The sequence below is a fragment of the Candidatus Seribacter sulfatis genome, from assembly GCF_964187635.1.
In the GTDB taxonomy this organism is placed as follows: Bacteria; Verrucomicrobiota; Verrucomicrobiia; order Opitutales; family Seribacteraceae; genus Seribacter; species Seribacter sulfatis.
On the sequence record NZ_CAXLMO010000086.1, the window covers coordinates 11,905 to 32,242 of the forward strand.

The 20,338-nt window shown below is 42.9% G+C and carries 8 protein-coding genes and 1 tRNA gene; 1 reads left to right on the top strand and 8 read right to left on the bottom strand.

Annotation, left to right across the window (positions count from 1 at the left end):
- Window positions 1-159: 159 nt before the first annotated feature.
- The 8 genes from ACKPQ5_RS08240 to ACKPQ5_RS08275 all read right to left on the bottom strand — a co-directional run bounded on the left by ACKPQ5_RS08240 (window position 160) and on the right by ACKPQ5_RS08275 (window position 20,183).
- The gene (locus tag ACKPQ5_RS08240) at window positions 160-9,837 is read right to left on the bottom strand and encodes a S8 family serine peptidase (RefSeq protein ID WP_407678625.1); all 9,678 of its coding nucleotides are present in this window, start codon (window positions 9,835-9,837) and stop codon (window positions 160-162) included.
- Between the two features lie 209 nt (window positions 9,838-10,046).
- Complete coding sequence (locus tag ACKPQ5_RS08245; protein WP_407678626.1) at window positions 10,047-11,609, bottom strand: sulfatase-like hydrolase/transferase; 1,563 nt, start codon at window positions 11,607-11,609, stop codon at window positions 10,047-10,049.
- A 141-nt stretch (window positions 11,610-11,750) separates the two neighbouring features.
- Window positions 11,751-13,268 (bottom strand): sulfatase, encoded by a 1,518-nt coding sequence (locus ACKPQ5_RS08250; protein WP_407678627.1) that lies wholly within the window; start codon window positions 13,266-13,268, stop codon window positions 11,751-11,753.
- Between the two features lie 66 nt (window positions 13,269-13,334).
- Entirely contained in the window at window positions 13,335-14,669 is a 1,335-nt protein-coding gene (locus ACKPQ5_RS08255; RefSeq protein ID WP_407678628.1) for a dihydroorotase, read from the bottom strand.
- Window positions 14,670-14,708: 39 nt separating this feature from the next.
- Window positions 14,709-15,974 carry a glutamate-5-semialdehyde dehydrogenase gene (locus ACKPQ5_RS08260; RefSeq protein WP_407678629.1) on the bottom strand — a complete coding sequence of 422 codons (1,266 nt, stop codon included), beginning with the start codon at window positions 15,972-15,974 and terminating at the stop codon, window positions 14,709-14,711.
- A gap of 113 nt (window positions 15,975-16,087) precedes the next feature.
- The gene (locus ACKPQ5_RS08265) at window positions 16,088-16,552 is read right to left on the bottom strand and encodes a hypothetical protein (RefSeq protein ID WP_407678630.1); all 465 of its coding nucleotides are present in this window, start codon (window positions 16,550-16,552) and stop codon (window positions 16,088-16,090) included.
- Window positions 16,553-16,612: 60 nt separating this feature from the next.
- Entirely contained in the window at window positions 16,613-18,028 is a 1,416-nt protein-coding gene (gene uxaC, locus ACKPQ5_RS08270; protein ID WP_407678631.1) for a glucuronate isomerase, read from the bottom strand.
- Window positions 18,029-18,035: 7 nt separating this feature from the next.
- The gene (locus tag ACKPQ5_RS08275) at window positions 18,036-20,183 is read right to left on the bottom strand and encodes an arylsulfatase (RefSeq protein ID WP_407678633.1); all 2,148 of its coding nucleotides are present in this window, start codon (window positions 20,181-20,183) and stop codon (window positions 18,036-18,038) included.
- A gap of 77 nt (window positions 20,184-20,260) precedes the next feature.
- Here ACKPQ5_RS08275 and ACKPQ5_RS08280 point away from each other — a divergent pair.
- A tRNA-Cys gene (locus ACKPQ5_RS08280) sits at window positions 20,261-20,335 on the top strand.
- Window positions 20,336-20,338 lie beyond the last annotated feature (3 nt).

Below are 20,338 nucleotides of genomic sequence, written 5' to 3' on the forward strand. Positions count from 1 at the left end.
TCAGTCAAAGCAAAAAAGATTTTATGGGTCATGCATTTCCAACTAAACTGTAAATTGAAATTTATAAAATTATTTTCGTTTCGTTCATGCTTGTCCTAAAAACAAAAAAAGTGGGTTTGCGTTAGGCAAACCCACTTTTAGAAAGATTGAATTCTTAGTTTAGATTAATTTGATCCATGTATTATTTGTGTAGTTGTAGACAACCTTGCTTTTTCCAAGAGATGCTTCTGGAAAGAAAATCCAACCGGTTCCGAGCTGACCAAATGAGTAAGTCATATTTTCTAATTGATCACTCATCCACATCCATCCCAGTGTTTCATTGAATATCCATGTTGAGCAACCATCGGGGCAAACCTGAGTGAAACACCATCCCATTTCGGGTTGGTAGATCCATCCGTTTCCAGCGGAGAAGAAACTTCCTAAGCCTGGCATAGTGTACCAATTAGGTGCAGATTCAAGTGCCTCGACTGTAGATACCTCACTTATGTCTAAAACAGTTCTTACTGCTGTTTTATTTTCAGTACCGCTTTTTTGGGTTTTATCATTATTTTCGGTGTAAGAGTCTTTATTATCTAATTCTGTATTTGTACCAGATTGATTGTCGCGAAAAGAAGGGTCTTGGGCTTGTTGTTCATTTTGCAATGGGTTCTTGGTGTAAGAATCATTATTGGTTAAGTCCGTATCTGCACTAGATCGATCGTCTAAAAAAGAGCTTACAGTCCACGAGGTAGTTCCATTCTCCATTTTGGGGTGAAAGGAAAAGCTAGTTTCCGGATTCAAGTTCGGGAGTTGATCCTTCCATTGTTCCAAAGTCATGATGTTTGCACCATTTAATTGGTCGTTAATGGAGCCTTGGAAATTTTTGGAAGTTTTCTCCTGATCCATTCTAAGTATGTGATCGGCTGATTTTTTAAGCTGTTCGTTAACTTCATAAACCATGTTCACGTAAGCTTGTTCTTTTTCTCCCGCGTTTTCTAGATTTACTACTATACCGATTGGGTTTGCGTGCTCCTGTATGGGTACGCTTAAAACTGTTTGGCTAGATAGATCTCCGTCACTAACTTCAAGTTTGATATTCTCCATTCCGGTAAATCCTGGATCAGGGAGATAGAGTAATTCAGTACCATTAATGAAACATCTTCCTTGTTCGGGCTGATCTTTTATCTCAATGGTTAAGTTATCATTGTCTGGATCAGTTACTTCGAGTTGCATTCTGTATGGAGTTTCTCTGTATCCCACAGATAGTGCTTTGAGGCTTGAAACAAAACTGGGAGCGTCGTTTTTCCCTGTTACATTCAAGGATATTTTAGCTGCCTTACTTTTTAATTTGCCATCAGAAGCTGAGACCATGAAGGAATCAGTGCCATGGTAATTTGATTTTGGAGTGTATTGATAAGAGGGACCAGATCCAGTGAGTGTTCCATTTTTAGGCTGTGCTGCAATGGAGAAGGTGATTGAATCTCCATCTGGATCGGAAGCAATTAATTTGATTGGTAACTTACCATCTTCCTCCAGGGCGAAAGTAGCATCCATTACCTGGGGAGCTTCGTTTTTAGGGCTCACTTCAATGTTTACTGAACCAAGGTTTCCTTCTGCACTTTTATCGGATGCCCGGTAAGAAAATGAGTCTTTTCCATTGTAGTTCTCAAAAGGTGTGTAGTTACATTTCCCATCTTTGTTTATTATTAAATCGCCATGTTTTGGAGCTGCGGTCAAGCGGTAGGTAATGGTATTATTTTCAGGGTCTGTGGCGTTTAATTCAAACTGAACCGAGGTTCCTTCTTCCGTTTTAATGATCGAATCAGAAGCAATAGGCGCATCGTTTACGGCTTCAATTTGAAGAGTAATTAATGCCTCGGACTGCAGTGTTCCGTCGCTAGCTGAAAACCGAAGAGTATCTTTTCCATTATAGTTGGTATCAGGAAAAAAGAGCCATGTTTCTCCTTGTTTTAGTGCAAGTCCATTCTTTGGATTTTGTATTAATTGCAGTTGGACGGTATCGCCATCAGGGTCTCCGTATTTTGGTTTAATCATAATTAACTCGTCTTCTTTTACGGTTATGGTTTCAGAAGTGATCCATGGGGTATCGTTAACTGGATTAATGATGAAAGTGACTTTGGCTGTATTTCCTTCTTTCTTTTCGTCCATGACTTTAAATGACAATTCATCTTTTCCAAAAAAGTTTTCATTCGGGCGATAGCTCAGTTTTTTTCCGCTTCCACTTATTTTACCATTTTTAGGTGCGGATGTTACTTCATACTGAATTGGATCACCGTCATGATCAACCGCCTCAAGAGTGAAACTCTTTTGAGTATCTTCCATAAGGCTGACTCGGGTAGAGCTGGCAATCGGTGCTTGGTTGTCACGTACTTGAAGAGTAACTTTTACTGGATAATAGGGTGTTTTGGGATCATTGCTTTCAAATCGAACCTCAGCTGTATAATTTCCTTCAGCCAAATTATCAGAGTTATAAGAAAGCTCCATTTTCTGAGTTTCACCACCTGAAACCGAACCTTGCAGCGGAGTACCGGTTATCCAAGCGGACGATCCACCTTCCGCAGACCATTTTAGTGAGTTTGCCATTAATTTCCAACCGTCGGTATTTTTGTCCCAGCCATTGGATGAGATTTTATTGGACACTGGATAGAAATTTAAGCCCACTACTGAAACTACATCATTACGACAGGCAACCAAAGGAATTCCATCCTTCCATTTTGCAATTAGAGATGAACCATTTGCCGTCGTTCTTTTGTTAAGCCTGTAGTATCCTTTGAAAGATTTGAAATCTTTTACGACCGGATGATTTTTCTGTAATATATCCCCGATATAATTCCAGTTTCTGGTATCGGTTGAACTCGCACTGAAGACTCCGTATTTTTTGGAGACCCAGCGGCCTTGTAAGGGTCTAGTGGTTCCAAGTCTTGTTGATGACTCGAAGACCATGGTAACCACACCACCGCCTTGTTCTGCATAGTCAGCTAGGTTATCGCCCAGTTTTTTACTGTCCCGATATTTGTAATTATTGTAAACTAGTACTGAGTCGAATTTCTTGAGTTCTGTAAGGCTTGGAGTGACAACCCGGGCATCTATTACGGTTACTCCACTGAAGTTCTTGGTTGCCAATAACCCATTTGCAATGTCCTTGTTTTTAGAACTCGTATTTGCACCGATAACTGCGACTTCTAGACCGTTATTTGTACTTCCTGTTTGGATCCTGAATGCTGGTTTTTCAGACAGGTTAATCAGGGATGACCCCTCACCATCCGCGGGGAGACCAGGGTTAATGAATTCGGGTACTCTTCCTTCTTGGTTTAAGGCCCCGAGCAGACTGGTAAAGTCTCGGCTTCTTGAACGGTTCCGGTTCGTTTCAACAAGGGAAGCTTTCCAGATTGCGGAGGCATCTCCTTCATTAGTCAGGATAATACTATCGGTTGCTTTTTTATCCCGCTCCATGGTTTTTGAGATTTGGGTGGGATTAAAAGACAAACTCGGGGGCATGATTGCTTCCAGTGTTATGTTTACCACAACAGATGGGCTTTTAGGGTCGTTTGAAGAGAGGGTTAGTCTCTCTTTTATTATACCTCTTGTGTTTGGCTTTGCCTTGATTTGAACAACTGATTTTGTTTCTGGATCAAGATTCAGGCTTGAAGGGCTGGGTGTGAAATTTTTAGTTGCTGTGGCAATTTGGCTTACTTTTAAAAGATCAGAGCCTTGATTAGAAATCTCTAAACCCAGTGTTTTTTCTTTACCTATCCATACTTTTCCAAAATTAAGAGTTTTTTGGTTTAGTACAATTTTAGGTTCTCCGGTAATGGTTATTTCTACTGGAATTTCAAGGGTGTTTGCCTTTGGATCGTTGGAGGAGAAAGAGGCAATTACTTCCTTCTTTCCGGCCTTTAAATCAGTGGCGTCAATTGTGAAGTTAAGGTTGGTTGAAGATCCCGCTAGTACAGTTCCTTTATTGGGTGTAACCGTGAGCCAGGACGTGCTGATACCTCCAAGAGATTTCGCAACATTGAGCCTGCCAGCGGCCAACATTTTACCGTCAAATTCCTTGACGGGATCAACAGAAGACATGATCGCTGCTTTCACATCTGCATGCCCGGCATTTGAATTAATCGAGAAGATCAATGCTGCAGCACCTGCCACATGAGGAGTTGCCATCGATGTTCCGCTCCAACTGGCAGTTTTATTATTGGGTAGAAGGCTTAGTATTCGGACGCCAGGAGCTGCTAAGTCTACGCTATTTTCTCCATAGCATGAGAAGCTGGCAAGACGATCAGAACTATCGGAGGCGGCTACCGAAATGATATTTTCACAATCGTAACTTGATGGGTAATGTGGGGAGCGGTCATTGTCTTTCCGAGAGTTGCCCGCCGCGGCACAGAATACTTGTCCTACTTCCCCCGCTTTTTCAATAGCTGCCTTGAGTGACCGACTGTTTCCTCCGCCACCCCAGCTGTTGTTGCTTACCTTAAATCCCATGGCTGCTGAATAGGCGACCGCGTCAATTGCATCGGATGTACTTCCGGATCCTTTATCGGAAAGGAATTTTAAGCCTGCCATTTTGGTATGCCAGGCAACTCCGGCAATTAACTTTTCATTGTTAGTGGCGGCTGCTATGGTTCCGGCAACATGGGTGCCATGTCCATGACCGTCCATTGGGTCATTGTCATTATTACGAAAATCCCACCCATAGACATCATCGATGTATCCATTTTTATCATCGTCTTTTCCATTATCTGCAATCTCGCCTGGGTTTACCCATAGGTTTCCTTGTAAGTCGGGATGATTATAATCGATCCCAGTATCAATGATGGCAACATTTACAGCCGATGAACCTTTGGTCATTTTCCAAGCCTCGGCGGCATTGATCTTTGCCAATGCCCATTGTTTTGAAAGAAGGGGGTCGTTTGTGCTTCCTGTTCGACTTACAATATAATCAGGCTCAACATAAGCAACTGCGGGATCCGCTAAGAGCTTTTCTGCAACGCTTTTTAAACTTTCATTTCCGCTCGCTTTCAGTAAGGCAATTTTCATACCTGAAAGTGCCAACTGTCCAGTACCTGGCACACGGGCTTTCCCGAGTGTTCTTTCAAAGCTTACATTGGCATTTAATCCGGCAAGATTAGCGAAAGTGGCATGTCCCTGTTTGAATCCGACTATTAAACGGTCTGGGTGATGGTTTGCAACGAAGGGATCAGCCTTTTTCTCGGTGGATTCAGTTGGATTAATCCTAATCGTAGAGGATTTTGTTCTAATTCCCTCGTATTCATACGTTCCCGTTGCCTTCCCTTTTAGATTACTCATTTGAACAATCTTTGTTCTTTTTTCACCAGCAGGGATGGTAACAATTAATTTTTCCGGATTAAGAGTGAGGGCGGGGCTCGCTAATCCCTGTCCTACAAGAGTAAGGGGGGTGGGGGAGTTGTCTGCATTTGATAAAAGCTTCGCGTTAACTCGAATTGAGCCTGCTGTTTGTGGAGTAAACTCAACTTTTAATTCAACTGATTTACCGGCTGCGATTTTTTTGGAAGAAAGAGTTCCTGTGAAAATATTCAAAGAGGATTCAATCTTTGATATATCCGTTGCTGTATTTCCCAGATTTTTTACCGTAACAATTTTTGATCGCCTCTCTCCTACAGAAACACTACCAAAGTCAACTGTGCCAGGTTCTAGAATAATTTTCTTGGTTTCTGTAACAACTAGGCTAACCGGAATATCAACCGTTGGGTTTAATGGATCATTTCCACTCACAGTAAGGTTGGCCATGTATTTTCCTGCAGGCATCTCCGCCGCCATTACGGTTAATGGAACAACAGTTGATTTGCCTGCCTCTACTACTCCATTGTTTACAGATGCACTTAACCACCTTGGTGAAGTGGAAACACGAACGGTTGAGTCCGAGTTAATTTGTTTATTGTTGTACGCAACTAAGAGTCCTTTGTCTGAAGTTTCATTTTGAATTCCAGTTGTCGCACGGTCTATTTTACCATTCATTTTTTCATAGTGAAAATAAATGGTTCCGTTTTTATTGAGTGAAACCTGGAAAGTGTACTCACCGAGTCCGGCAAAGTCCTTTACTTTGTTCCATTGGATCAGACATTCCTGCTGGCTTGCTTTGTAGTAAATATCACCCCCCCGGTTTGGAGATAGGTCCATCGCGAAGGGAGCCACCAGATTGCCAGACATCATCGAGGAGGGAAGGGGGAAGTGTCCATGCTCGTTGGAACCGCTTCCGAAAGTTACAAACCCATTTGAGCTAATGTAGGCGGAGTTAAATTTTTCTCCATATAATTCGAGATTGAAGGGTAAGTTAATTTTTCCGTATCCGTCATCAGTTTTGGATAATGTATCCATGCGTAGACCCGTTTTTGAAATATCAATCCATTGATGCTTTGGCCCGGTCGCATCATTGGAATCCTGCCATGAATATCCGTGGCGGTCTGGCCCCCCCCCCATTTGGGAAATCGGAATTCCTTTTCTCTGATCGACATGCCCCTTGCTGAGAGGAGCGAAGTGGGAGAGGTCAAACATTCTTTGCTTGCTCAGTGATTTTCCTCCTTTTTGAGTAAGTCCCTTAATATTCCAGTTTAGTGGGCTTCCGCCATTATTCGAAAGGTATAGGGAAAGATTTTTTGCCTTATTCATCGCTAGACTTGCAGAAAAAGACTTAGGGTTTACAATCATGGATGGAGCCATTAATCCGGTTCCGCTAACAGAATAATTTCTTAGCTTCAGGCCATTCTCGTTCGTTAAGATTGATGCTATGCTTGCAAGCTTTCCCGATTTTACTGGTGTGAAGATAAATTTATTCTCGATCTTTTCACCACTTTTTAAGGTAAGAGGAAGTTTTAAATCATGAGTGAAAACAGAATTATCAAATGCGAATTGTTTGATGGTGATCGCTTTGGTATCTGCATTGCTGATCGAAACTGTTTTTTCGTCTGCCTGTCCGGCAAAAGTATTTTTAAAGGACAGAGTTGATGGTCGGAAAACGAGACCCGCTTTTTCGCTTAGTTTTTGAGCAGTTACATTTATTGATTTTTTAGGTTGATCAGGATCATTGGAAGTAATTAAAATTTCAGCTTCCTCATAGGCACTTGGCATTTCTTTTTCTTTTCCAATAGCTTTAATTTCAACCGATTTCCCTACCGCGAGAATCCCATTTTTATTTGTGCTATTAGCAGAATAATGAATGGTTCCATTCCATTTTCTACCTTTGTAGAGCGAACTTCTTTCACTCGGTGTTTTTCGAGATGTGCCGTAACCAACATAAATTGAAAGGTTTTCGTCTTTTGCTGAGATGCTTCCAAATGTTGCGTTGGTATATTTGACTCCTATTGTTTTGTTAGAAAATAAAAGAGTGTGTGTTCCTTGTTGTAGTACAAAGTCAGTTTTAAATGTCTTTTGAAAAGAACTTGTGGTAGCAAGGTTTTTATCCGAGATATCTGAATCTGTGGAAATACTTTTCGCTAAAAAACCAGATTTGGAAATTTTTGAAGTTGCTACCTGTTCCCATCCATTCGTTGATTTAGTGGCATCTTCGATTTCCCCTTTTCTTTTCCAAACATTAACCTCACCAGTTCCTCTAAAGTGACCAGTCAAGGCGGTAACATTAATTCCGTTTGGGTTGTGAATATTAACTTGTATGTAATTCGCTGTGGATCCATTTCCTCCGGCAAATGTTGTTTTCAACTCCTTCTTTGAAACTTGATTAGAAGTGCTTATCCAATCTTTTCCACTTGGGAATTTAACTTCGTAATTCAAGTTAGCGTCTCCCTTGTTGGAAAGAGTGAAGATCTGGGTTTCAATCTCGTTTTCGTTCAGATCGAAATGCATTCTTTCGGGAGTCACGACTAAACTTGGAGTGCTGAATACCTCCGCGTGGAGAGGTATGCTTAAGCGGGGTTGGTTTTGTGCGTCACTTAAAACGATTACGGTGGATGAAATTTTACCGTTTTGATTCCCAGTAAATAAGATATCGCCTTTAATCTCCTCGCCACTGGAAATTGTTATTGGAGTATCCAAAGAAAGAGTAAAATCATTAGAGTCTACCGTAGCATTTGTTATTTTTACTGAATGAGTTCCTGTATTAGATAATGTGAATGAGAGACTTTTAGATTCACCTTTTGCAATTTTTCCAAAATCGATTTTTGTGGGATTTACAGTAATTAGCCCTTCTTTTGGAGGTTGGATAGAGAGAGCTTTATGAATATTTAAAGTGCCGCCAGTGACACATTTCTCTTGGAGAAGAGTTTCCCCATCGGTTGAATCCATTAATGCATCTTTTACCTGTTTTACAGTCCAGGTGGGATTCGCAGAAAGTAGGAGGGCGTATGCTCCCGATACATGAGGTGCGGCCATTGATGTGCCCTGATAACTTGCGTATTTATTGCCTGGAATTGTGCTTAAAATTCGGACGCCGGGAGCAAACAGATCCACACTTGTTTTGCCGTAGCAGGAGAAATACGCTTTTTTGCCTCGATGGTCTGAGGCTCCCACCGAAATTACATTTTCAGATTGATAAGAGGCGGGGTAGCTTGGTTGTGCATCATTATTACCATCATGGTTTCCCGCAGCTGCCACAAATCCAATTCCTTTTTGATTGGCTTCATCGATTGCTCTTTTAAGCGTACTTGAATAGCCTCCACCTCCCCATGAGTTGGAGGTCAAGTTTACGCCAATCTTGGTGGCATAAGTAATTGATTTGATTGCGTCGGAAAGATACCCACCGTCGTTGCCAAGAAATTTGATGCCGACCATTGATATATTCCAGCAAACTCCGGCAACTCCTTTTCCATTGTTTCCGACTCCACCAATAGTACCGGCACAATGTGTCCCATGAGAATCATCGTCGTGTGGATTATTGTCATTATTGTAAAAGTCCCACCCATATATGTCGTCGATATATCCGTTCCCGTCGTCGTCTTTCCCGTTGCCCGCAATTTCGTTTGGATTACTCCACATATTAGATTTTAGGTCTTCATGGTTACGGTCAATCCCAGTGTCGATTATACCAACTAAAATGTCTTTGCTTCCGGTGTTTAAATCCCATGCCTCCGGAGCATCGATATCTTTGTCCTCAGTACCACCGGTTTGTCCTTCATTATTCATTCCCCAAAGGTCATGAAGCTTTGTGTCATTGGAAAGCTTTACCGTGGTAACAAAATAATCAGGTTCCACTTCTTCTATGATATCATTTAGGCTTTGCATCGCTTCTTTCTTATTGAAATGCATTTCTAGAGTGGGTTCTTCCATTATTTTTACCAAAAACGAATTTCCCGAAACTTCTGAGCCTAATTCGCATCCAAGCTCATTTAGTCTTTCTTGAATCACTTCCTTTTCTACGAAAGGGGAAAGCTGAACAATAAAATGTCCTGCCACATGAGCCTGAGCAGATTCGACTTTTTCCTGCTGAGAATTTCTGAAGTCTCCTTTTTCTTCTAAGATAAGAAGTGGGTATTTAAAAGTTGTTCTTATTAACGAGAGCCTTGTTTGTAGATCGGATGCTTTTTCCTGAGGAATAATTGTAGACTCTTCAACGGATACAGTATTTTGACCCACCACTTCCTTGATTCGATTCGCAGGAATGTTTTCGATCGGGGCTTCGGATTTTTTTGATTTGATTTGCTCAACTGAGAATCCCTGGACTTGAAGTGAATTAATTTTTGTCTCATTCGCATTTTCTTTCCCTTTCAAAACTTCATTTTTGGGAATTGGGTTTGGCTCCTTAGATGCCTGCATAGGGGATTCTTTTTCCTTTTTATTACTAATAATAAAAGAAAAACTAATTAAGATTAAACAAAACAAGAATGATGCGATATTTTTTTTCATAGGATTATATTGTGTGTAATATGTAAATACACTAAATACCTAAATTAATAGATATGCAAGAAATAGTTTAAGGAAAGTTAATTGTTGCGCTTTTTACACTCTAAAACTGGGCAGTAGAGGGATAGCTATATAACTTTCAATAAGTAGGAGTACCCCCTTTAAGTAGAAGGTTTATACTTGGCGATCAGATATTTCCAGACAACAAAAGTTTACGGGTTTTGCACGGGTGGCATTTTTTGTGCAAAAGCACAATCAGTTTGCTGAAGTTCGCGAATCGTTTTTTTACGAAGTTTTCGAAGTAGGGCTATGTGATTTTTTCCGATGGCTAGGTTTTTGATTTCATCAGGGTCGTTTTTCATGTCGTATAGTTCCTCGGTTTCACCGGGTAGTAAGTTTCGAATGTATTTATAGCGATCTGTGCGGAGAGATATCCACCAGGGTACCCTTTGTTTCTTGTATATTGGATCGTTTTTCATCTCTATAACCACATCGCAATTCTCCCCGAAACTCATTCCTGTATGGGCGAGAAGAAGGGGAGAGTTCCAATCTTGTCTTTCCGGATTAGTGAGTAATGGGGTCAGGTCGCGTCCATGCATTTTCCAGGGAAGCTCAAGTTTGGCTGTTTTAAAGAAGGTGGGAACTAAATCCGCACCACCCACGGGTTTTGAACAAACTTTTCCAGTAGGGAACTTTTTTGGCATACTTACGATAAGGGGGCCACGAATGGTTCCATCGTAGGGGGCAAGTTTCATTTGGAACCCTTTTTGTCCCCAGGCAATACCTTGGTCTGCTCCATAGACGATAAGAGTGTTGTCGTATTGTCCAGTCTCCTTGAGTGCCCTGATTAATTGCCCCACTCCTTCATCAATGGCAAGCACACCCTGGTGATACTGTCTTTCCAATGAATGAATATCGGTGCCGTGGATAAATTTTCCGCTGACCGTACGGCCGGAAAATTTTCCGGACTTGAGCATTGGGATACCATCAGGTCCAGAAATCCATTGTTCTTTTGTCCGGGAATATTCCGGTTTTCCATTCCGGGGTGGGTAAATATCTTCTGGAATATCTACCTTTGCATTTGGGTAGCGGTTAAAATGTCGCTTTGCCGGAGTGAATGGTCCGTGCACGGCACCATAGCAAAGCCATAAATAGAAGGGTTTACTTTCTTCTTTTCCGTGTCCTCCACGAATGTATTCCTCAGCCCATTTTGTATAATTATCAGTTGAGTACCCCTGGGTCATAATAGCTTTTTTACCATTTGTTTGAATGAGCTGTTCTTTGAAATAGTTTCCTGAATTTTCGGGGAATGCGGGACGGTTCCACACTTTTTGAAAATCCCAGTCCCTTCCAAATCCATTATCAATTCCAGTATGCCATTTTCCAATTTGTGCGGTTTGATATCCATTTTTCCGAAAGACCGATGGCCAGAACGGACAGTCATCTGAGTTGTACACGCTCCCTGGATATTCTCCTTCCATACGCATTGATTTTACTCCGTATGATTGATGACCGGTTAAAAGAGTTGCCCGAGCGGCCATACACCAGGAACTCATGTAGCAATGAGCAAATCGAACTCCATCCCGAGCCAGGGAATCAATATGGGGAGTCTTTACCCAATCGGGGGACTCCGGGTAACAACCGACGCTTCGGTGTGATTGATCATCAGATAGAATGAAGAGTATATTAGGTTTTTTTGCAAAGCTGATGCTCAGGAAAAGGGGAGAAGCAAAAAGTAAAACATATGAATAGAGAATATTTGTATTGATCATCATATATGGATTCCTGGAAGGGGCGGACAGGGTTTATGAAACTAGGGTGTTCTTTATTCAAGACACATTCCTGCCTAAGGTTACAAGAAGTATTTTTCAGGCTTTAAGAAATAAATAAATGAACAATATCGAATTTGTCTCAAATTATTTTTTGTGCCTAAAGTCTTTTTCAGCCAGATAATCGGGGTTTATTTCAGGTAAGTCAGCCCCTGATTTTTTTTGCCATTGGTGCAAGGAATTGAGCAGCCTTTCTTTCACTTTTGGCCTTTTTTCAACCAAGTCATTTTGCTCACCCATATCCTCCTCCAGGTTATAAAGTTCTATTTTTCCGGTTTCAAAAACTTCAATCAATTTATATTTCCCCATTCGAATCGCACCGGATGGGCCCATGCTGTTAATATGATGATAGTGTGGGTAATGGAAATAAAGAGCTTCCCGATCCATTGTTTTTTTCTTTCCATTGAGCAAGGGCTTGAGGCTTTTTCCATCCCGGTGTTGGGTTGGCATGGCGGGGAGATTCAGCAGGTCCAAAATAGTGGGATAGAGATCGGTGCTGATTACGGGTTCCTTGATTCGTAAGCCAGCTTTTATTTTACCCGGCATTCGAAGAACGAGGGGAACACGGATACCTCCCTCGTAGAGCCATGATTTTCCAGCCCGCAAGGGAAGGCATGATGTGGGCATATTTCCATTCGATCCTGTGGATAAACCGCCATTGTCCGAAAAGAAGATAATCAAGGTATCATTCTCTAAGTTTTCCTGTTTTAGAGTTTTCAGTAATCGGCCAATATTTTCATCCATACTTTCAACCATGCTCGCATAGGCTGGAGAACTTTGTTCACTCCTTGCTCTGCTCTGCCATACCGGAATCCCTTGGTTGGGTTTTGGGTTAAGCCCAAGTCTATTTGCTTTTCCGGTGTATTTTTGAAGTTTCTCCTTCTTGGGTTGAATGGGTGTGTGTACGGTATAGTACCAAAAGTTTATGAAGAAGGGTTGGGCTTTATTTTTCCTGATAAATTGGATTGCCTGATCCGTAAGTGCGTCCGTTAGGTAATCACCTTCTTTCCCCTCTTCCAGTCCGGGTACATTAGTGTTTGGGTGACGATCGCTTTTGTAGGGAAAATAATAGGATCCGGGTTGTCCCATTCGAAAACCGGCGATGTTTACATCGAATCCGTGCTTCTCCGGATAATGTGTCTTTCCTTTGTCGGTATGATTTTGTAAGTGCCATTTTCCGATGTGTACGGTTTTGTATTTGTGCGAACGAAGGGCTTCCGCGAGGGTTATATCCTTGGGGTTGATATTACCAACAATCTTAGGTGCGTTCAGCCGATAGCCCGGGCCTTTGGGCCCGGATGTTCCACTGATGTAGGTCATTTTAATCCTGCTTGGGTATTTGCCGGTTAAAATACTTGCCCGGGTGGGGGAACAAACGGAACTTGCGGCATAAGCGTCACTAAAAAAAGCTCCTTCTTTGGCAAGACGATCCACATTTGGAGTCTCATGAAATTTACTCCCAGTAAGGCTAAGGTCCGACCAGCCCAAATCATCGATTAAGAAGAGGATGACATTAGGTTTTTTTACCGTTTCTTTTGATTGAATATGTTGAATAAAAAAAACAGTGAGAAGAAGAGCAGTGAGTATGGAAGACTGAATTTTCATGGGAGTGTTTTTCTTATTATTTGATCTTTAATTCACATTTTTGAGAACATGAGAATTTTAGTGGAGCTACCTTCTTTGCTTGCTGAAATCTACGCGCTGACCCTGACACTTAGGCAAAACTTTTCCCCCTTGGTATGCAATTTTACCCGAGACGATCGTGGTGTCGACAGAGTTGGTGAAGGTCATATGAGGGAAGGGGGACCATTGGCACTTGCTCAAGAGCTCTGTCTTTTTAACTGAAGTGTTCTTTGATGGGTCAACTAAAACAATATCTGCCCAGTATCCTTCTCTTAAATATCCTCTCTCTTCCACTTGAAATAAACGGGCAGGTGCATGGCAGGCACGTTCAACAACTGTCTCAATCGTGAAACATTTCTGTTCACACATTTCGAGCATTAGCAGTAATGTGTGTTGAATAAGAGGAAGGCCGGAAGGGGCATTAAAATAAGTTCCCTGTTTTTCATCCCAAGTATGAGGCGCATGGTCGGTGGCGAGAATGGAAATTCTGCCGTCTGATACTGCTTTGCGGATTGCATCACGGTCGCTTGCTTTTTTGATTGCTGGATTACATTTAATGAGAGAGCCAAGCGTGGAGTAACTCAACTCCTCAAACCACAAGTGATGGACGCATGCTTCTGCAGTGATACGATCGTTGCCCGCTTCGAAAAGGTTCAACTCTTCCTCAGTGGTAATGTGTAGTACATGCAATTTTGCATTTTCCCGCCTGGCCAGTTCCACCGCCATGGAGGAGGATTTGATACAGGCTTCTCGGGAGCGAATATTTCCGTGTTCGGAAAAGGGAACTTCTTCACCAAACTTTTGCCGGGCAACTTCTTCATTAGCCAATATGGTGGGGGTATCTTCGCAATGGGTTGCAATAATGGTGGGAGCGTTTCTAAAGATTCCCTCAAGTACGGTTTCTTCGTCGACTAACATGTTTCCAGTAGAGGAACCCATAAATACTTTTATACCTGCAATCTTCGAGGGCTCAGCTGATTTTACATGTTCAAGATTTTCATTACTGGCTCCCAGAAAAAAAGCGTAGTTTGCGAGCGAGTCCTGATTTGCGATGGCACATTTTTCTTCAATTCGTTCCATGCTCAGCGTCGGCGGGGACACATTAGGCATTTCAAAAAAAGTGGTCACGCCTCCCGCCACCGCGGCTTTCGATTCCGTGTGAATACATGCCTTGTGGGTAAGGCCCGGTTCCCGAAAATGAACCTGGTCATCAATCAGTCCAGGGAGTACCAGTTTGCCGCCCGCATCAATCACTTTACATCCGGACGGAATTGCGAGGCTGGGGCCAATCGATTCAATCCTTCCCTTGCGAACCAGCAAGTCATCATGCGATCTTTTTCCCTCGTTGATAAGAGTGCCCCCTGTAATGAGTAGATCAGTCATTTCGAATGGAAGTTTTTATGACAGGGTGGGGGAGTCGATTTATTTCCACTGTCCGGTACCGATAATATTATATTTATAGGTGCATAATTCATCCAGTCCCATTGGCCCGCGTGCATGGAGTCGATCGGTGGAAATTCCTATTTCTGCACCCAGTCCAAATTCAAACCCGTCGGTGTATCGAGTGCTTGCGTTCCAGTAGACTGAGGAGGCATCCACTTCTTGAAGAAATTGATCGGCCTTCGACTTGTTTTGAGTGAGTATTGACTCGCTATGTCCACTACCAAACTGATTCACAAAGGAAATGGCCTCATCGACAGACTCCACTACCTTGATTGCCAATCTTAGGTCAAGAAATTCCTCGGCAAAATCTTCTTCATTAGCGGGTTTGGTTGAAAAGTCGCTCAGTATTGTCGCCGCTTTCGCATCAACTCGTAGTTCGCACCCTTTGGCAATTAGTTCCTTCGCGCAGAGGGGAAGGAATTCCGGAGCAATTTTTTCGCTGACGATTAAATTTTCAATCGCATTACAAACTCCCGGGCGGCCACATTTGGAGGAAACTGCAATCTCCACTGCGTTGGCAAGATCGGCTTCTTCTTCGACGAATAAATTACAGACTCCCTTGTAATGTTTAATCACTGGGACTCGACTATTTTGAGCAACAAAATTAATTAAACTTTCACCTCCTCGAGGAATAATACAATGGATATATTGGTCGAGGGTGAGTAGATGATTAAGAGCTGCCCGGTCTACCGTGGGAACAAGTTGAACCGAATTATTGGGGAGTTCAGAAATTTTCAATGCCTCCATTATAATGGAGGCCAGTGCAGTATTGGAATGAATTGCCTCTTTCCCTCCCCGTAATAGGGATGCATTTCCTGACTTTAGACACAGACCGGCACAGTCAATCGTCACATTGGGACGGGATTCGTAAATGATTCCAATCACACCGATTGGAACCCTCACTTTTTTGATCTTCAATCCATTGGGCCGTTCTTTTTCTTCGATTAAAACTCCGACGGGATCGGGGAGTTCAATTAATTCACGAAGGCCCTTGGCCATCCCATCAATTCTTTCATGAGTGAGGCGTAAACGATCAACCATTGCCTCGCTCAGACCATTTTCTTTGGCCGCATCGAGATCCTTTTGATTTTCAATGGTAAGGAGCTTGCGGTTTGACTCAAGCCCTTCTGCAATGTGCTGTAAAGCTTCGTTTTTTTGCTTGGTCGATGCGCTAGCAAGAACAAGAGATGCACTCCTTGCTCGCTTGGCTAAAGTTTCGATAATTTGGGGGAGTTCTTCGGACATTACATTTGAGCATAGAGTAAGATATTCAAAGGGTGAAGAGTTTTCGTTGCTGCGAGCAATAAAAAAGCGAACCCAAATTCATGGGTTCGCTTTTTGAAATATTAAAAGGCGGCTTAGGATTCCTTCTTTTTACCTTCTTTTTTCTTACCCTCTCCTTTTTTGCCTTTCCCTTTTCCTTTCCCTTCTCCTTTTTTCCCTTTCCCTGAAGATTCCTTACCTCTGGCTGTCATTGCTGCCTTGCGTTCATCCGGGCCGAGCTTTCCGTCGCCGTCCTTGTCAAATTTAGCCATCATTTCCTTGCGGATTGCTGCTTTTTCATCGTCGCACAGTTTGCCGTCTCCGTCTTTATCAAATTTTTCGAGAATGTGGGGGGGGGGAGTGCGATTGGCCATCATTTCTTTGCGGATTGCTGCCTTTTCTTCGTCGTTCAATTTACCATCTCCATCCTTGTCAAATTTCTTGATCATCTCCTCGCGAGATGGACGACCCGATTTGTCTCCCTTTCCTCCTTTTTCCGGTTTAGCGGTCAGTCCAATAGTTAATGTGATAGCGGTGAGAATGGTAAGTAGTAATTTCATAGGTAATATGGGTTAATAATTTTGTTCAAAAATTGTAAACGGAAGATAGTAAGAAAAGTTTCATGATTTTTTCTCATCACTCTCTAATTGGAGGAAATCGTGTGCATTCTGATAGCAAATTTTCTTTGCCATATTACCGATAAGTTCAGGTTCTTGGGGGAGGAATCCTTCTGCCATCCAATTGCCGAGAAGGTTGCATAATATTCTGCGAAAGTATTCATGCCTCGGGAAAGAAAGAAAAGAACGGGAGTCAGTTAACATGCCTATGAAACGGGAAAGTAAGCCAGTATTGGCAAGAGTTTTTATTTGTTCTTCCATTCCATCTCTTTGATCCAAGTGCCACCAGCCGGAACCAAACTGCATTTTACCGGGAATATCTCTTTGGAAATTTCCGAGCATGGTGGATACTACAAAATTATCGGCCGGGTTATTGTTGTAGACAATGGTCTTGGGGAGAGCGTCATCCTGGTCGAGTCGGTCGAGAAAAGCGGACATTTTTTCCGCCTGCGTCCAGTCTCCAATTGAGTCTGTACCCGCATCCGGACCGAAAGTTTTCAGCAAATAACTGGAGTTGTTACGCAAGGGCCCAAGGTGAACCTGCATCGTCCAATTATTGGAGGAATACCATCGGCAAAGGTAGAGCATGATGAAAGCACCAAATTGTTCTTTCTCTTCCCGGTTGGCATTCTGTCCCTCCAGGGTTTGTTCGAATAATTGCCTCGCTTCCTGTTCCGAGGGAAAATGGGAGAAGAAGTAAGGAAAGCTATGATCGGACAGACGGGATCCTAATTCGTGAAATTTTTGCAACCTTTCTGCTAATGCCTGTAAAAAAGAATCGAAGTTGACGATCGTTTTTCCTGAAGTTTGTTCGAGGGTTTCCACCCATTGAATGAAATCCTGGGCCTGGTCAATTCCCCATGCCTGATCAGGGCGAAATGTGGGATATACCTTGCAGGTTTGAATACTTTGGGCGATTTCTTCGTGATAAGATAGTGGGTAGGCTGGATCGTCTGTTGTGCAGAGTGCTTTTACTTGGAAGCGTTCGAGCATGCCTCTGGCCGAAAAGTCCGGTTCCGCGAGCTTCTCTTTGGTACGGTCCCAAATCTCTTCTGCGGTATCGGGGGAAAGAAGGAGGTCGATACCAAACCCTCTTTTTAATTCAAGATGAGTCCAGTGATAGAGGGGATTGCCGAGGGTATGGGGAATGGTAGCTGCCCAGGCGAGGTACTTTTCCTTGGGGTCCCCGTTTCCGGTTACCAATTCTTCGGGAATTCCATTCGCCCGTAAAGCCCGCCATTTATAATGATCTCCCTCCAACCAAATCTCCGCTAGGTTACTGAATCGTCGATCTTCCGCAATTTCTTTGGGGGATAAATGATTATGGAAATCGAGAATCGGTTCATCCCGAGCAAATTGGTGATATAAGCAAACTGCTTGGTCGTTTGTAAGTAAAAAATCGTCGTGTATGAAACTCATATAATAGTTAATTTATCTTAATTCTGACTTTCTTTATCTTACCGTCAAAGTCAAATGCATCCTTGTAATCTCCGACCGTACCGCCCTCATCACGGCCAACTTGTAGTCCATCGATGGGCATCTCTTTCACTAGGCTGCTTACTTTTCCACTGCCCAGTTTTCGTTTGCCGGCAAATAGTTCCACAATTCCATTCGGATTTAATGAAGCCACTATCTTTCCCTCTTTTTCAGTTAATTTTTTATTTGCTTTAATAGTCTCAATTTTTCCTCCGAGACTTAGGCTGAAGTGGGCAAAGTTATCTCTTACAAATAAAACCCACCCATGAGTATCTCCCCCCTGGGCAACCAAAATACCTTCTCCCTGCTTTTCGATATGAACTTCAACTTCAAAAGATTTTTTTCTTATCATCGGGGATAGTTCCTTTGTCAGGTTGGCATTTGCATCCAAATTAAATGTCTTTTTTTTACTCCCTAAATTCTTCTTATTTCTGTTCCATGGCCAGGGTTTGGCATTTGCCTCGATCGCCCATGCTTCCCATTTCTCTGCCATCTGACTGGCTCGTTCGGGATGAGTTTCGCGGAGGTTATTAAGTTCCGAACGATCCGCGTCGAGGTCGTATAATTCCCACTCTCCATTGGAACCTTTGGCCACCAGTTTCCAGTTTTCGATTCGGATTGCCCGGTTTCCTTCATGTTCCCAAAAGATGGGATTTTCCCGCTTCAATTTCTTTCCGGAAAAGGCTGGCCCGAGTGAAACTCCTTGCAATGGGACCATTTTTTTCCCTTTCACCTCATCTGGGTAATTGGCACCAGCCAGTTCCACACAGGTGGCCATCAGGTCAATCAAATGGGCGGGTTGATGTTCAAACTTGCCCCTCAACTTGGAGGCAATTCCCTTTGGCCAGTGAGCTACAAGCGGTGCACTAATGCCCCCCTCGTGGACCCAGTGCTTATATTCGCGGAATGGCGTATTACTCACATTGGCCCATGCTTTTCCGTATCCGTGATAAGTATCCGCACCCCCGGGCATTACTTCGGTTCCCTGCTTCATCACCACCCCGTCACGTGTCCTTTTGGGAATCATATCCATTTGTAAATCTGAATCCTTCATCGGTTTTAAAATTTCGGGATCGCTGTCTTTGTATTGGATACCTTCCTTCCGACCCATGCCTTCCGCACAACCACCATTATCGGCGATAAAAATAATTAATGTGTTTTCGAGCATTTTTCTTTTTTCCAATGCATTGATTATTCTCCCCAGACCCTGGTCCATTCGATCCACCATGGCAGCATACACTTCCATTAGGCGAATTTCCCATTCTTTATTTTTTGCATCGTGCCATGCTTCGGCATCCCTTGGGGATAATTTCCACTTCGGTTCAATTAGTCCTAATTTCAACTGCTTTTGATACCGTGCTTCTCTGATTTTTTCCCACCCTTCATCATATCGTCCCTGATACTTTTCAATATCCTCGGGGAGTGCATGCATGGGCCAATGAGGAGCGGTATGGGCGACATAGAGAAAAAATGGATTGTTACTATCGTGTTCATTGATAAATCGGGTGGCATGATCATTTATCGCATCGGTGTAATAAAACTCTTTCGGTTTGTATTCCTTATCCGCATGCGGAGAGATTAGTGTGTTATCTCGAGTCAAAGAATTGGGATCGAAAAAACTACCTGCTCCATGAATAGTGCCATAAAACCGATCAAACCCGCGCTGCCTAGGCCAATTATGCTGTGATGAACCCGGATGGATTTTGGGAGTAACATGCCACTTCCCTGACAAGTAAGTCGAATATTTTGCCGGACTTAACACCTCGGCAATAGTCTGTACGTTACTGCCCAAATCTCCTGTGTACCCAGGGAGTCCGGTATCATTCATCATATGTCCGATACCCGCTTGGTGGGGGTAGGTTCCCGTTAATAAGCTGGCACGGGTTGGACAGCAACGCCCCGTGTTATAAAACTGAGTGAACCTCAGACCGTTCTTGGCCAAACGGTCCAGGTTGGGAGTTTCAATCTCACTGCCGTAGCAACCAATATCGGACCAACCCATATCATCTGCCATGACGATGATTACATTGGGTCGGCTTTGTCCAAAGAAAGAGAGAGGAACAAAAAGAGAAAGATAAAACAATATTTGGAATTTCATAATATAAAAAGTTGCAAAATAGGTTTTTGCTTGCTCGAGGGGGGGAAAGTCAATACTTAACAATGCCTTTGGAGCATGGCGCGGTAGCCAAGTGGTAAGGCCGGGGACTGCAAATCCTCTATTCGTGAGTTCGATTCTCACCCGCGCCTCCATTT